Source organism: Phytobacter sp., assembly GCF_059074235.1.
Map to the genome: position 1 here is coordinate 1424814 of NZ_JCACPZ010000004.1, position 14675 is coordinate 1439488.

The window sequence follows — 14675 nt, forward strand, 5'->3', positions numbered from 1 at the left end:
AACGGCTGTGTATGTGCTTCTCAGAGTCGTTTTATAACGTGAAGTTCCGGGATTAATTTTTTGGAAAAAGTAAAAATTTATTGTCCGTCTTTACAATTCCCGACTTATTATTCCACTGCCATCAGGCGGCGGTATTCATCCCACGCATACAAATCTGTCATGCCACTGATGTAGTCCTGGATTAATCGACAACGATGATAATATTCCAGAATTGGATAATCAGTCGCCTCCCGGGATAATTTACTCACCGCTTCAACGTAGGCCAGTCGATGGCGCGTTGAGAGCTTTTGCAATAACCGGGATTCAATCGGTAAACGCCGCACTCTGTCTTTTTCCACCAGCTCTGAAAAATCCGCGAGGGATAACTGTAACAACGGACGATAAATCTCCAGCAGCCCACTAATTACCCGATACCCTTGCAGCTCCAGTTGCTCAACATCAGGATGGCTGAACACCTCTTTAATGGCGACATTTTTATATAATTCAAGTAGCTGGCTATAATCACTGTCATCTTCCAGCAGCGCATGATTAAATTCACCGCTGTAGATTTGTGGCAAATTTTCGATAAATCGCTGGGCGGCATACGGCACCAGTTTATTTAAGGTGTTCACCCGCAAATACATAAAAAATTGATCTTCAGCGCTGCGACTCAGGGTATTTGCACGGGATTTATCCCAGGCATTTTCGACCACCTGTGAAAAAAGTGAGCCTTTTGTATGTTCGCCCCAGGCATCGTAAAGATGCTGATAAAGCTGCTCAGCCGAGAAAATACGCTTCTCGACCGCATCCTCCAGGTCAGCCACGCAATAAGAAATGTCATCCGCCGCTTCCATAATCCAGGTCAATGGGAAGCGACTGTAAGTATCCAGGTTTAATTCTTTACGCAGGCGCTCAACATACGCCTCTTCAGAAAAATAGAAGCCTGGCTTTTTCATTAAATAACTGTGTGACGGGAGCGTTTTCCCCGTCCACCAGGCCGGGCGAGTATATTTTAAGATACAGCCCACCTGCGCCCAGGTGAGGTTCATACGCATCAGCGTATGTACCAAACGAATGCCCTGAGCATTACCTTCAAAATGGCTTAAATCCTGCCGCACCTTACGCCGCAGCGCATTGAGATTGTCTTCGCCCTCCCGCAGACGAAGGGTGACCACCTCACAGCGATCGTCAGTCAGCGGCTGGCTGGTGGCATCGTCAGGTGCAAGACGCTGGCGGAACCAGTCATTGATTGCCGCCTCACCAAAATGGCCGAATGGCGGGTTGCCGATGTCATGCATCAGACACGCCATCTCGACAATGCTTTCAAACGGCCCGGTCAACTCATCCAGCCCATAGGTTTCGAGCAGGCGCATCTCTTTCAGGCGACTGAGGATCTCTTTGGCGATATAGCGACCAACCTGCTGTACTTCCAACGAATGGGTCAGGCGCGTGCGTACCGCCGCGTTACGCTCAAGCGGGAAGACCTGAGTTTTTTGTTGGAGTCGACGAATGGCCGCAGAGTTGACGATCCGCCCACGATCGCTTTCGAAAATGCGCAGGATTTCACGTTCGGTTTTCACTCCCTGGGGAGAACGATAGCGACGGTGCCAGTTTATTTTTTTTCGAAAATCGATCTCAGTCATTTCCTCTCCTGTCAGCGAGGCATCACGGGATGTCATGCAATTCTGTATGCCATGATAGACTATGCCCTGTAAACGTAATCCTGTCTCATCACTTTAGCGAGTATCTCCATGAAAATTGGCATTATTGGTGCAATGGAAGAAGAAGTTACGCTGCTGCGTGACAAAATCGATAATCGTCAGACGCTGACTATTGGCGGCTGTGAAATTTACACCGGTACGCTGAATGGTACAGAAGTCGCTCTGCTGAAATCCGGCATTGGCAAAGTGGCAGCCGCCATGGGCGCGACGCTGCTGCTGGAGCGCTGCAAGCCTGACGTGATTATCAACACCGGTTCCGCAGGTGGCCTGGCATCAACCCTGAAAGTAGGTGATATTGTGGTCTCTGATGAAGCACGCTATCACGATGCCGACGTCACCGCCTTTGGCTACGAGTTCGGACAACTTCCTGGCTGCCCGGCCGGTTTTAAAGCGGATGAAAAACTGGTTGCTGCGGCAGAAGCCTGCATCAATCAACTCAACCTGAATGCTGTTCGCGGCCTGATTGTCAGCGGTGATGCCTTTATCAACGGTTCCGTTGGCCTGGCAAAAATCCGCCATAACTTCCCTCAGGCTGCCGCTGTAGAAATGGAAGCCACGGCTATTGCCCATGTCTGCTATAACTTTGGCGTCCCATTCGTGGTGGTTCGCGCTATCTCTGACGTTGCCGATCAGCAGTCCCACTTGAGCTTTGACGAGTTCCTGGTGGTTGCCGCGAAACAGTCCAGCCTGATGGTTGAGACGCTGGTGCAGAACCTGGCACGTGGCTAAGCATTTTTTCAGGGCGCTGGCCGCCCTGTTTCTCCTTTCTCCTGCATGGCTCAATGCCGCGCCCCGCGTGATTTCTCTCTCTCCGGGTAATACTGAACTGGCCTTCGCCGCAGGCATTACGCCTGTTGGGGTGAGCAGCTATTCTGATTACCCTGCCGAAGCCACCAACATCGAACAGGTCGCCACCTGGCAAGGGATGAACGTTGAGCGGATTGTGGCGTTGAAGCCCGATGTCGTACTTGCCTGGCGCGGTGGTAACGCCGAACGTCAGGTTGAGCAGTTAGGGCGTCTGGGCATTACGGTCAAGTGGATAGACGCAGTGACCATCGAACAGGTTGCAGAATCACTCGATCAACTTGCGCAATATAGTCCACACCCTGAACAGGCCAGACAAGCCTCTGCACAACTTCTCGATCAGTACAACGCACTCAAAAAACAGTATGCCGATCAGACGAAAAAACGCGTTTTCCTGCAATTTGGTGGGGAACCGCTTTTCACCAGCGGCAAAGGCTCTCTACAAAATGAGGTGCTGGAACTGTGCGGAGGTGAAAACATCTTTGCCGCCAGTCGGGTTCCCTGGCCACAGGTCAGTCGTGAGCAGGTGCTGTCACGCAATCCTCAGGCTATTGTCGTAGCAGGCGGGGCGAGCGAGATTCCTAAAATCGAACAATTCTGGCACAGGCAGCTCGATATTCCGGTGATTCCCCTTACCGGAGACTGGTTTGAACGCGCCAGCCCGCGTATTATCCTCGCCGCTCAACAACTCTGCTCTGCCCTTGCGCAGGTGAAATAACCGGGGATTGAACCATGCTTGTCTACTGGCTGGATATTGTCGGCACCGCTGTTTTTGCCATATCAGGTGTGTTACTGGCCGGGAAGCTGCGGATGGATCCCTTTGGCGTGCTGGTGCTTGGCGTAGTCACCGCGGTCGGCGGCGGCACCATCCGTGACATGGCCCTCGCCAACGGGCCGGTATTTTGGGTGAAAGATCCAACTGATCTGGTGGTGGCAATGGTCACCTGTATGCTGACTATTTTGTTAGTCCGTCAGCCGCGACGTTTGCCGAAGTGGATATTACCGGTGCTGGATGCCGTTGGGCTGGCCGTGTTTGTGGGGATCGGCGTAAACAAAGCGTTTCTGGCCGGAACCGGCCCCTTAGTCGCCATTTGCATGGGCGTACTGACCGGCGTCGGCGGCGGGATTATTCGTGATGTCCTCGCCCGCGAGGTGCCGATGATATTGCGTACGGAAATCTACGCCACCGCCTGTATTGCGGGCGGGATTGTTCATGCCACCGCCTGGTATGGCTTTGGTATACCGCTGGATGTCGCCAGTATGATCGGGATGGTCGTGACGCTGGGCATCCGTCTGGCCGCCATTCGCTGGCATTTAAAACTGCCCACCTTTGCACTGGACGAGAATGGCAGATAGCAAAAAGCCGTGTCACTGACACGGCTTTTTTGTCACATCCGGCACATCAGATGCTGAAGGACGAACCACAGCCGCAGGTGCTGGTCGCATTCGGGTTTGTTACCACGAAGCGAGAGCCTTCAAGGCCTTCGGTATAATCAACAGCGCCACCCACCAGATACTGCAGGCTCATCGGGTCGACAACGAGACCAACACCCTGCTTCTCAATGGTCATGTCGCCATCGTTAATTTGGTCATCAAACGTGAAACCATACTGGAAGCCGCTACAACCACCGCCGGTGATGTAGACACGCAGTTTCAGGTTTGGATTCTCTTCATCTGCGATCAGATTCTTTACTTTGCTGGCGGCTGCGTCGGTAAACTGCAGCGGCAGCACTACGTCATCACTCATCTTTTGCTCCCATTCATACTGCGACCTGGGCAAATAATGACCCGATCTTTTCGGCTATTATCCATCACACACACTAATCCTTCAAGTCTTCTCCCCCAGGCTTGTCTATCCTTTCCGTGCGCAAAACTTTTATAACAATCATCGGATCCCTTAGAATGGCCCCCACTTTCGAAAATTCACCAGGAACGATTTCATGAGTAAGTCAGAAAACCTCTACAGCGCCGCTCGCAAGCTTATCCCGGGAGGCGTGAACTCTCCGGTTCGTGCTTTTACAGGTGTGGGTGGTACGCCGCTGTTTATTGAGCGTGCTGACGGCGCTTATCTCTACGACGCCGACGGCAAAGCCTACATTGACTACGTCGGCTCCTGGGGCCCGATGGTGCTGGGTCATAACCACCCGATCATCCGCAACGCGGTCATTGAAGCGGCTGAACGCGGGCTAAGCTTTGGCGCACCGACGGAGATGGAAGTCAAAATGGCGGAGCTGGTGACAGAGCTGGTGCCATCAATGGACATGGTACGTATGGTGAACTCCGGCACCGAAGCCACCATGAGTGCCATCCGCCTGGCACGTGGTTTCACCGGCCGTGACAAAATTATCAAGTTTGAAGGCTGCTACCACGGTCATGCCGACTGCCTGCTGGTGAAAGCCGGCTCCGGCGCACTGACGCTGGGCCAGCCGAACTCACCGGGCGTCCCGGCTGACTTCGCCAAACACACCCTAACCTGCACCTACAACGACCTCTCCTCTGTTCGTGAAGCGTTTGAACAGTATCCACAGGAAATTGCCTGCATCATCGTTGAACCGGTTGCGGGCAACATGAACTGTATCCCGCCGAAAGAGGGCTTCCTGCAGGGCCTTCGCACACTGTGCGATGAGTTTGGCGCGCTGCTAATTATCGATGAAGTGATGACCGGCTTCCGCGTTGCTCTGGGCGGTGCGCAAGCTTATTACGACGTCACGCCGGATCTGACCTGCCTGGGCAAAATTATCGGTGGCGGCATGCCAGTGGGGGCTTTTGGCGGTCGTCGCGACATCATGGACGCACTGGCACCGACCGGCCCGGTTTACCAGGCGGGCACACTTTCGGGTAACCCGATTGCGATGGCGGCGGGCTATGCCTGCTTAACCGAAGTGTCGCAGGTTGGCATTCACGAAACTCTGAATGACTTAACGGCACTGCTGGCAGACGGTTTGCTCGATGCCGCTCGTGGTCAGAATATCCCTCTGGTGGTTAATCACGTAGGCGGTATGTTTGGTCTGTTCTTTACCGATGCACAGGAAGTCACCTGCTATCAGGACGTCATGGCATGTGATGTAGAGCGCTTCAAGCGCTTCTTCCATCTGATGCTCGAAGAAGGGGTCTATCTGGCTCCGTCAGCCTTCGAAGCAGGCTTCATGTCCGTTGCCCACTCCGAAGAAGACATTCGTAACACCGTAGACGCCGCGCGTCGCGTGTTCGCGAAGCTGTAAGTAAGGTGCATCAGGTCAGATTTGTGCGGCCTGGCGCCCTCAGCCCGTCCCTCTCCCACCGGGAGAGGGAGGACGAATTACCGACTCTGCTTTCTCAGCAAATAGATAAAGTACGGTGCACCGATAAAGGTCGACAGTAAGCCTGCCGGAACCTGATACGGGAACATCATCATTCGCCCGCACCAGTCTGCAATTACCAGCAGTAATCCCCCGACCAACGCCGAGATAACGATGTGCGGCATCGTGCGTCGGAACCCCATCATGCGCGCAATATGCGGAGCCATCAGGCCAATAAAGCTCAGCGGGCCGATCGTCATCGTCGCCGTCGCCGTGAGACACGCCGCCAACAGCAGCAGAGCGACACGTGACGAAGTAAGCGCCATCCCCACCGACCGCGCCGTATCGCCACCCAGCGGAAGCACGGTCAGCCAACGACGGCACAGCGGCACAAGTGCCAGCAGCACGATCATCATCAGGCCGGTACGGACAACCTGACCGAAGGTCGCACTATAGGTCGAGCCAGAGATCCAGGTCAGGATCTGCGCCATACGCGGGTCACCGCTCGCCTGCAACATCATCAGCAGCATGGTGAATGCGGTACTGAGTGCCATCCCTGCCAACAACATCCGGTGCGGTGAAAAGCCGCCGCGCCCCGCTGCGATAAGAATGATAAGCAGCGTGCCAGCCGCCCCCAGGCTCCCCGCAGGCATCAACCAACCAAAGGCGTTGCCCGGTACAAAGAACAACATCACCACAACGCCAAATGCGGCACCTGAGCTGATGCCTAATACTTCCGGGCTCGCCATCGGGTTGCCGGTCAGACGCTGGATAATACACCCGGCCACCGCCAGCATGATCCCCGCCGTCATTGCCGCCAGAATACGCGGCATGCGCCACTGCATCACATCATCCAGCATCGCGCCACTTAACCAGCGCCAGCCTTCGGCATCACGCCCGAAGGAGAGTGCCGCCAGCATGCCCAGCAGTAAAACGATCAACCCGACGAGAGCAAACCACTGCACGTTCTGACGCTCCACCGGCACATTGTCGCCTGCGTCCATCGACGGCGCACTCATGCTGCGTAAACGCGGCAGCAGCCACAACAGCAGCGGTGCGCCAATCAGCGCAGTCACTGAACCGGTGGAGACTTCCATCCACACGCGGGTCAGCCACAAAATCAGCTGATCAGAGAGCCACAGAATCAGCGCACCAATCAGCGGAGCCAGCATCAGTCGCGCCAGCAACCGCCGCGCACCGAGCATCCTGGCCAGCAGCGGGGCAAACAGGCCGATAAACCCAATAATCCCCACCGCGTTGACCAGTAACGCACTCAGCACGATCGCCAGCGTTAAGGCCCCCAGACGCGCCAGAGACAACGCGAGCCCCAGGTTACGCGCAACACCATCATCCAGCCCCATCAGGGTCAGTGGACGTAGCAGCAGTAACGTTAACGCCACGCCGCCAAGCAGTTGCGGCCACAGATGCTGCACGCCGCTCCAGTCGGTTTGTGTGAGCGTCCCGGTGCTCCAGAGGAACATGCTTTGCAGTTGATCGTGATGGAAAATCACCAGCAGCTGATTTACCGCGCCGCAATAGAGGCTGACCACCAGGCCCGCCAGAATCAGCGTCACCGGCGAGAGGCGTTTCCCCCAGGCGACACCAAAGACCAGCGCTCCCACTACGCAGGCTCCCGCCAGGGCAGCAAACTGCGTGGTCAGCACGCCAGGCATTGTCCAGAGCGTGGCGATGGTGATGCCAAGCTGCGCACCCGTCGAGACCCCAAGGGTTGTCGGTTCCGCCAATGGATTACGCAGTACCTGTTGAAACAGTACCCCCACCAGCCCCAGACCGGCCCCCACCAACAGCGCAATCGCCAGACGTGGCAACAGGCTGTAGTGGAAAATCATCTGTTCGATGACATCAATGTCCGGCGCCGTAATGGCCTGCGACCACTGCGCACGCGGCAATGCGGCGTTGAAATTAATCCAGGTCAGCCAGACACCAGCAACAAAAAGTAGCGACAGTAAGATCGCCGGAAGGCGTGCAATACGCGTCCTCATGCTTTCCCCCCAAGAGCATTATCCAGAACACGAACAAAATGCATGGCGGAAAGGGTCGCGCCGTAGAACCAGACGGCAGGCACACGCTGAAAACGTCCGCTACGGACGAACGGCATGGACTGCCACAGTGGCGTTGCCATTAGCTTATTCATTTCAGCATCATTGCCATGATCAAAGCACAAAACGTCGACATCTTTGAAGCCCGCCAGTCGGTCAATACCGATGGTCGTACTGCCCCAGAAGGTGGTCTCCCCCTGCCAGGCATTACGAATACCGAACTCATCCATCACTTCCTGGAACAGACAGTTTTGAGTAAAGACCAGCATATGGCGCGCATCCAGCAGCGTTACCATCAGCAGCGGGCGTTCACCACGACCAGCAAAATGGGGCTTTCTGCTTTCAATAAAGTGGTCGAATTCATCCAGATGTTTCTGCGCCGCCGTTTCCATATTTAACAACTGTGCCATCTCGTTCAGGGAACGTCTTGCGGTCGCCAGCGGTTTTTTCCCGTCGCTGAAGCTAAACCCACGCCCCGGTGCGATTTGCGCCAGCACGTCCGCAGAGGGGCCGTATCCTGCTGACCACATAAGGTAAGAGGGCTTCATTTGCGTGAGCAGCTCAAGATTCGGCTCGGTGCGCAGCCCAACGTCAATCACCCCTTCGGGGATCGCGGGCTCATTGACCCACCGGGTGTAATTGGGGATATCAGCAACGCCGTAAGGCTTAATGCCCAGCGCCAGCAGCAGCTCGACCGGTAGCCATTCGAGGCCAACAATGCGCTGCGTGTCGATTGCCGCAGCCTGTGCACTGCGCATCTGCCATAGCAAAGGGGAAAGTGCCATCATCGTCAGCAGACGACGACGGCTAATCTGATTAAAACCATCCATCAGTAAACAAAGCTCACCGGTGCAGCCCCTGACGGGTGAGGCAGTATCCCCATGGGGATACCATAAATTTGTTCGAGGGTTTCGGCGCGCATAAGCTCATCCGGCGTTCCTTCGGCAATCTTCTCGCCACCACGCAGCGCGACCAGATAGTCGCAGTAGCGCGCAGCCATATTAATATCGTGCAGAACGGCAATCACCGTTAGCCCACGCTGTTGGCTTAAGCGGTGCACCAGTGCCAGCACATCCACTTGATGGGCAATATCCAGCGCTGACGTCGGTTCATCCAGCAACAGGCAGCGGCTGTCCTGGGCTACCAGCATCGCAATCCACGCCCGCTGGCGTTCGCCACCGGACAGGCTATCCACCAGACGATGTGCCAGGGGTTTGAGTCCTACCAGCGAAATCGCCTCTTCCACTTTCTCACGGTCAGCCACACCAAAGCGGCCCAACGCACCATGCCACGGGTAACGTCCAATTGCGACCAGTTCACGCACGGTCATGCCTTCAGCCTGGGGTAACTGCTGCGGCAGATAAGCCACTTTCCGGGCAAAGGACTTGCTGTTCCAGCTCGCCAGCGGCTGGCCATCCAACAGCACATCGCCTTCAGAAGGCGGCTGATGACGGCCAAGCATTTTGAGCAAAGTGGATTTACCGGAGCCGTTGTGACCAATCAAGCCCGTCACTTTCCCGACCGGAAAGGTCAGCGAGAGCGGGTGCAGAAGGGTACGACCAGGTACACGGAAGGTGACGTCGGAGAGTTGAAACGTGGTATCGGGAAGCGCGATGTTTTCCTGCATGGGTGCCAACTTATAAAAGGGCACGGCGAACCGTGCCCGAAGAGAGATTAGAAGCGGAAGGTTGCTGTTGCCACCACCTGGCGCTCAGCACCCCAGAAGCAGCCGTAGGAGTTGAAGCAGCTTGCAACGTATTCACGATCGAACAGGTTGTTTACGTGTACCGCAACGTTAGAACCCGCCATACCAACGCGTGCCAGGTCATAACGTACCAGCGCATCAACAACGGTATAGCTACCCACTTTGAACGTGTTACCTGGGTCACCCTGGCTTGAGCCGGTGAAGCGAGCTCCTGTACCCAGCGTCAGGCCAGACAGCGCACCATCAAAGAAGGTGTAATCGCCCCACGCAGACGCCATATGTTTAGGCACTTGCGGCGGTGTATTGCCTTTGTTGTTGGTGTCAGTAGTGTACTCAGCATCCGTATAGGTATAAGAACCGACCACGTTGATGTTGGCAGACAGTGCCGCTTTCGCTTCAACTTCAACGCCGCGCGCACGAATTTCGCCGCCTTCAACAGACCAGACGGAACCCGCAGGGTCAGCCATCAGGTTGTTCGTTTTGGTCAACTGGTAGACAGCACCGGTCAGCACAATCGGACGATCCTGCGGCACGTATTTCACGCCAGCTTCATACTGCTTGCCTTTAGACGGAGCAAAAATCGCGCCATCGGCACCGGTAGTGGAGGCCGGCTCGAAGGATTCGCTGTAGCTAAAGTAAGGCGTTACACCATTATCAAACAGGTAGTTAACACCACCACGCCAGGTGAACTGGTTGTCGTCACGTGCAGCCTTGGTGCCATAGTCACGGTTAAAGGAGCTCTGTTTGGCCCAATCGTAACGGCCCCCCAAAGTCACTAATACCTTATCCCACTGCGCCTGATCCTGCGCATAAACACCGGTCTGTTTCTGTTTGAGCAGAACACGGTAAGGGCCAGAAGGTCCGTCATGCGCACCGAAGTCATAATCGCTGCGGTCAAGATTGTAGATATCAGACGGGGTCACAGAGCCTGCATAACCAAACCAGGAGTCGATATCGTTACGCATGCGCATAAAGTCAACACCGGTCAACAGGGTATGATCGATAGCACCGGTCGCAAATTTGCTCTGCAGTTGGGTATCAACGGTAAAGGTCTGCAGTTTCTCGCGGTCAATCACATACTGACGGGTCAGCGTATGATCCCAGTCAGACTGCGCAACGCTTGCACAAGGACTTGTGGACGGGTTGCTGGAATAGAGCTTATCGGAACACATTCCGTAACCGTAAACGCTGTTCTGCGCGGTTTTGTTCTCCGCAAAACGCAGGTTCTGACGCACGGTGAAGGTGTCATCAAAGCCGTGTTCGAAGCTGTAGCCGACCATTTTCTCGTTACGAGAATAGGAGTTGTTCTCGGCACCCTCGTTGAAATCTCTGGAGAGGCGTTTGCCGTTCGGCAGCGGTTGAACCGTACCCTCTTTTGGCAACCAGCCGTAGTAACCGGTGTCCGGCTCGTTCTGGAAGTAAGAGAGGAAGGTGAAGTTCGTTTTATCATCCGGACGCCAGCTGAAAGATGGCGCAATGGTATAACGCTGCTCTTTCGCGGTCTCTTGCTGTGCATTCGCAGAGCGAGCCAGGCCGGTCAAACGGTAAGAGTAAACGCCATCGTCATCCAGCGCATCGCTGAAGTCAAAACCGGTCTGATAAAGGTTATTGGTGCCCATCTTGAACTGCACTTCATACAGCGGCGTCGTGGTTGGACGCTTGCTGACCATGTTCAGTAATCCGCCTGGGCTGCTTTTTCCGTACAGTACGGAAGCCGGGCCGCGCAGGACTTCCGCACGTTCAAGCATGTAAGGATCAATCACCGCGTCGTTATAGAAGTTGCCCTGCATCTTCATACCGTCGAGGTAGTTGTTCTGGCTCTGCTGATCGGCGGCAAAGCCACGAATGATCAGGTAGTCATAGGTGTTCGACGCACCGCGCGTACCCACGGCAACGCCTGGGGTATAGCTCAATGCTTCTTTAACCGATTTTGGCTGGTGCAGTGCCATCTCTTCACTGGTCACCACGGAAATTGATTGCGGAGACTTCTCAATCGAGGTATCCGTTTTGGTCGCCGTTGCAGAATGTCGAGCAGCTATTGTCGCAGCCGGTCCCCACGCGCTCTCTTGCGGAGCGGCAGCAGCGTTAACAGTGATGGTATCTTCTTTTTGGGTCGTAGCAGCCTGTGCATATACAGACATGCCGCTAACCGCTGTGGCTACAACTACTGCGATTTTACGCAGTGAGATGTTGACTGGCTGAGCAGTTTTTGGACGCGCCATTGTTATTTTCTCTGACAATGAGTGAATGATAACGTAAACGATAATTATTATTATGACGGCAGCATAATATGCGAAGCATTGTCTGCGTAGCAAGCAATATGCATCCCTGAAGGACGAAGGGGATTAAGAAATAACCAGATGAAATGCAGGGCGTTAATAAAGAATTATGTACTCTTTAAAACGAGGTTAGCCGGTTGTTTACGGAACATCAGTTGAGGGAAGAAAAACCCTCAGCCTGACGACTGAGGGTTTGGGGATCAGTTACTACCAAACATGTCTTTAATCCAACCTGCGACGCCATCACTCTTCTCTTGCTGCGGTGGCTGTTGCTGTTGTTGCTGCTGAGGCTGTTGTTGCGGCTGAGCAGACTGATCAAACGGATTGCCCTGCTGCTGTTGCTGCATCATCTGACTTTGCTGACACAACGCATCCGGGTTGGTGGTCCATACCGGTAATGAACGCGTTCCGCCGCCCGCACACATAAAGTTGCCCATGTCATCCACGCTCATGGTGGTGATATCTTCCGGCGGCGTCAGGTCCAACGGGATAGGTGACTGGTTAGCCAGGTAACGCTGATAAATCGCCATAGCCCCGCTGGCTCCGTAGAGCTTGGTAGGCTGGTTGTTATCGCGCCCTACCCAGGTAATGGTCACTTCACGCCCATCAATGCCCGCAAACCAAGTATCCACGTTGTTGTTGGTGGTCCCGGTTTTCCCTGCCAGATGCAGGTTCGGATACTTCGCCCCTAACTGACGCCCCGTACCGCGCTGGATAACCTGCTGCATGGTCCAGAGCGTCATGTACGCCGCCTGGGCAGGCACCGCACGCTCGGACTGCGGGAAGCTCTGATAGAGCACCGTACCGTCTTCTGCAATCACGGATCGCAGCGCAGATAAGGTGGCGCGGTTGCCGCCGCTGGCGATAGTCTGGAACGCCTGCGCCACTTCAATAGGCGTCAGGTTAAGCGCACCGAGCAACATCGACGGATTCGCCGTCAGCTGGTCTTTAGGCGCACCCAGTTTCAACCAGGTATCCGTCACCGCAGGCAGGCCCATTGCCATCCCCAGGTTAACCGTCGGTACGTTCATGGAACGGGTCAGCGCATCCACCAGCATGACCTGGCCGCTGAAGCGATGATCATCGTTCTGCGGTGCCCACGTCTGACCATTCGACAGACGCAGCGAAATCGGCGCATCGGCAATGGAGGTGTTCAGACGGAATTTATCCGGCTGGCTCAACGCTGTCAGATAGGTCGCCGGTTTCGCGAGTGAGCCGATAGAGCGGCGCGCCTGCATCGCACGGTTATAGCCGGCAAACTGCGGCGTTGCACCACCGACCATCGCACGCACTTCACCACTAAAGCGGTCCACCACGACCATCGCAGTTTCAAGATCGTCCAGCTTGCGCTGTTTGATCAGCGCCGGAATCCCTTCGACTGCGGCTTTTTCAGCGGCATCCTGGTCCAGCGAGTCAAAAGTGGTGAAAATCTTCACGCCGGAGAGATCTTTAACTTTATCGCCGAGCTTAGCCTGCAACTCCTGACGCACCATCTGCATGAATGCAGGCTGCGGGGAGATAACCCCACCGCGCGGCTGTACACCAAGCGGACGTGCGCTGAGCATGTCGTACAGTTCCTGATCGATAACCTGCTGCTGCTGCATCAGGCGAAGTACCAGGTTACGGCGCTCGAGGGCCAGTTTCGGGTTGCGCCATGGGTTGTAAATCGATGCGCCTTTCACCATCCCCACCAGCATTGCCTGCTGATCAAGGCTCAACTCTTCCACCGGGCGACCAAAGTAGTACAAACTCGCCAGCGGGAAGCCGCGGATCTCATTGTCACCGCTCTGACCGAGATAGACCTCGTTCATATACAGTTCAAGAATACGATCTTTGCTGTAGCGGGCATCCATAATCAGCGCCATCAAGGCTTCGTTCGCCTTACGCCAGTAGGAACGCTCGCTGCTCAGGAACAGGTTTTTTACCAACTGTTGCGTCAGCGTACTCGCGCCCTGCACAGTGCGCCCGGCAGTCAGGTTTGCCAGCACCGCACGACCAATGGAGTAGAAACTGATGCCGTCGTGCTCATAGAAGTGACGGTCTTCGGTCGCCAGTAAGGTATCCACCAGCAGGTCCGGGAAACCGCTACGCGGCACAAACAGGCGCTGCTCACCGTTAGGTGAAGAGAGCATGGTGATTAAACGCGGATCGAGACGGAAGAAACCAAACTGACGGTTACTGTCCATGTTCTCAATGGTTTCCAGCCTGTCACCGTCAAAGGTCAGACGTGCACGTACCTGCCCTTCTTTACTGTCCGGGAAATCGAACGGGCGACGGATCATCTCAATGCTTTTGCCCTGCACGGTAAATTCACCAGGACGGGTCATCTTCGTCACCTGGCGGTACTGCGTAGATTCCAGCAGTTTTACCATCTCATTTTTGCTGACAGGCATATCCGGCTCAAGGTTGACCATTCGGCCATACACCGCCGCAGGAAGCTGCCAGACTTTGCCATCAATACGTGCGCGGATCTTCTGATCGAGATACACACCGTAAATGGCTAACAGGACTGCGCCAACGAGGCAAATCTTGAACAGCAACCAGAACCAACGGCGTTTACCGCGAGGTTTGCCGCCCCGACCTTTCCCTTTACGCGGGGCTGGCGTTTCATCGCCATCCTCATCGTCGTAGTCGTCGTATTCCTCTTCTGTGGCTCGACGACGACTGATTTTCTCTTTCGCCGGACGCGTCGTTCTACTCTTACGTCCAATTGGCTCGCGGTCATTCCCCGCCATGCTCTCTCTCCGCAACATTCAGGCGCAAAGGCCCGATTCTCAGTTCTTACTCCAGATGGAGGAAGAAGAAATCTCTCAAAATAAACATGTCATTTTCGCCCTCTCCCTGTGGGA

The 14675-nt window shown here is 55.1% G+C and carries 11 protein-coding genes; 4 read left to right on the plus strand and 7 right to left on the minus strand.

Features of this window, described 5'->3' with window-relative positions:
* Positions 1 to 107 precede the first annotated feature (107 nt).
* On the minus strand, positions 108 to 1622 hold the full coding sequence (gene dgt / locus AC5JPW_RS10730; RefSeq protein WP_494240161.1) for a dGTPase: 1515 nt from the start codon (positions 1620 to 1622) through the stop codon (positions 108 to 110).
* 108 nt (positions 1623 to 1730) lie between these two features.
* Here dgt and mtnN point away from each other — a divergent pair, with 108 nt between their 5' ends.
* The 3 genes from mtnN to AC5JPW_RS10745 are packed head-to-tail and all read left to right on the plus strand — an operon-like array spanning position 1731 to position 3860.
* Complete coding sequence (mtnN, locus tag AC5JPW_RS10735; protein WP_494240163.1) at positions 1731 to 2429, plus strand: 5'-methylthioadenosine/S-adenosylhomocysteine nucleosidase; 699 nt, start codon at positions 1731 to 1733, stop codon at positions 2427 to 2429.
* Positions 2422 to 3222 carry a vitamin B12 ABC transporter substrate-binding protein BtuF gene (btuF, locus tag AC5JPW_RS10740; protein ID WP_494240165.1) on the plus strand — a complete coding sequence of 267 codons (801 nt, stop codon included), beginning with the start codon at positions 2422 to 2424 and terminating at the stop codon, positions 3220 to 3222. The genes mtnN and btuF overlap by 8 nt, the downstream gene beginning before the upstream one ends.
* Positions 3223 to 3236: 14 nt before the next feature.
* Positions 3237 to 3860, plus strand: a complete 624-nt coding sequence (locus tag AC5JPW_RS10745; protein WP_494240167.1) for a TRIC cation channel family protein — start codon at positions 3237 to 3239, stop codon at positions 3858 to 3860.
* A gap of 46 nt (positions 3861 to 3906) precedes the next feature.
* On the opposite strand, the gene erpA is transcribed toward AC5JPW_RS10745, so the two are convergent.
* Complete coding sequence (erpA, locus tag AC5JPW_RS10750; RefSeq protein ID WP_485886993.1) at positions 3907 to 4251, minus strand: iron-sulfur cluster insertion protein ErpA; 345 nt, start codon at positions 4249 to 4251, stop codon at positions 3907 to 3909.
* Between the two features lie 193 nt (positions 4252 to 4444).
* On the opposite strand from erpA, the gene hemL reads away from it, so the two are divergent.
* Positions 4445 to 5725: a glutamate-1-semialdehyde 2,1-aminomutase gene (gene hemL, locus AC5JPW_RS10755; RefSeq protein WP_494240169.1), complete on the plus strand. Its 1281-nt coding sequence runs from the start codon at positions 4445 to 4447 to the stop codon at positions 5723 to 5725.
* Between the two features lie 77 nt (positions 5726 to 5802).
* On the opposite strand, the gene fhuB is transcribed toward hemL, so the two are convergent.
* From fhuB to mrcB, 5 genes are all read right to left on the minus strand, one after another.
* Positions 5803 to 7785, minus strand: coding sequence for a Fe(3+)-hydroxamate ABC transporter permease FhuB (gene fhuB, locus AC5JPW_RS10760; RefSeq protein ID WP_494240171.1), 1983 nt, complete (start codon positions 7783 to 7785; stop codon positions 5803 to 5805).
* Positions 7782 to 8672 carry a Fe(3+)-hydroxamate ABC transporter substrate-binding protein FhuD gene (gene fhuD / locus AC5JPW_RS10765; protein ID WP_494240172.1) on the minus strand — a complete coding sequence of 297 codons (891 nt, stop codon included), beginning with the start codon at positions 8670 to 8672 and terminating at the stop codon, positions 7782 to 7784. Before fhuD ends, fhuB begins: the two co-directional genes overlap by 4 nt.
* A complete protein-coding gene (gene fhuC / locus AC5JPW_RS10770) occupies positions 8672 to 9469 on the minus strand; it encodes a Fe3+-hydroxamate ABC transporter ATP-binding protein FhuC (RefSeq protein ID WP_494240173.1) in 798 nt (265 codons plus the stop codon). The genes fhuD and fhuC overlap by 1 nt, the downstream gene beginning before the upstream one ends.
* A gap of 47 nt (positions 9470 to 9516) precedes the next feature.
* Positions 9517 to 11769 (minus strand): ferrichrome porin FhuA, encoded by a 2253-nt coding sequence (fhuA, locus tag AC5JPW_RS10775; RefSeq protein ID WP_494240175.1) that lies wholly within the window; start codon positions 11767 to 11769, stop codon positions 9517 to 9519.
* A gap of 257 nt (positions 11770 to 12026) precedes the next feature.
* The gene (gene mrcB / locus AC5JPW_RS10780; protein WP_494240176.1) at positions 12027 to 14561 is read right to left on the minus strand and encodes a bifunctional glycosyl transferase/transpeptidase; all 2535 of its coding nucleotides are present in this window, start codon (positions 14559 to 14561) and stop codon (positions 12027 to 12029) included.
* Between the last annotated feature and the right edge of the window lie 114 nt (positions 14562 to 14675).

Excerpts from the sequence above, each read along its gene's own strand:
- dgt (WP_494240161.1), bottom strand. The coding sequence starts at position 1,622 with ATGACTGAGATCGATTTTCGAAAAAAAATAAACTGGCACCGTCGCTAT.
- mtnN (WP_494240163.1), top strand. The coding sequence starts at position 1,731 with ATGAAAATTGGCATTATTGGTGCAATGGAAGAAGAAGTTACGCTGCTG.
- AC5JPW_RS10745 (WP_494240167.1), top strand. The coding sequence starts at position 3,237 with ATGCTTGTCTACTGGCTGGATATTGTCGGCACCGCTGTTTTTGCCATA.
- erpA (WP_485886993.1), bottom strand. The coding sequence starts at position 4,251 with ATGAGTGATGACGTAGTGCTGCCGCTGCAGTTTACCGACGCAGCCGCC.
- hemL (WP_494240169.1), top strand. The coding sequence starts at position 4,445 with ATGAGTAAGTCAGAAAACCTCTACAGCGCCGCTCGCAAGCTTATCCCG.
- fhuB (WP_494240171.1), bottom strand. The coding sequence starts at position 7,785 with ATGAGGACGCGTATTGCACGCCTTCCGGCGATCTTACTGTCGCTACTT.
- fhuD (WP_494240172.1), bottom strand. The coding sequence starts at position 8,672 with ATGGATGGTTTTAATCAGATTAGCCGTCGTCGTCTGCTGACGATGATG.
- fhuC (WP_494240173.1), bottom strand. The coding sequence starts at position 9,469 with ATGCAGGAAAACATCGCGCTTCCCGATACCACGTTTCAACTCTCCGAC.
- fhuA (WP_494240175.1), bottom strand. The coding sequence starts at position 11,769 with ATGGCGCGTCCAAAAACTGCTCAGCCAGTCAACATCTCACTGCGTAAA.
- mrcB (WP_494240176.1), bottom strand. The coding sequence starts at position 14,561 with ATGGCGGGGAATGACCGCGAGCCAATTGGACGTAAGAGTAGAACGACG.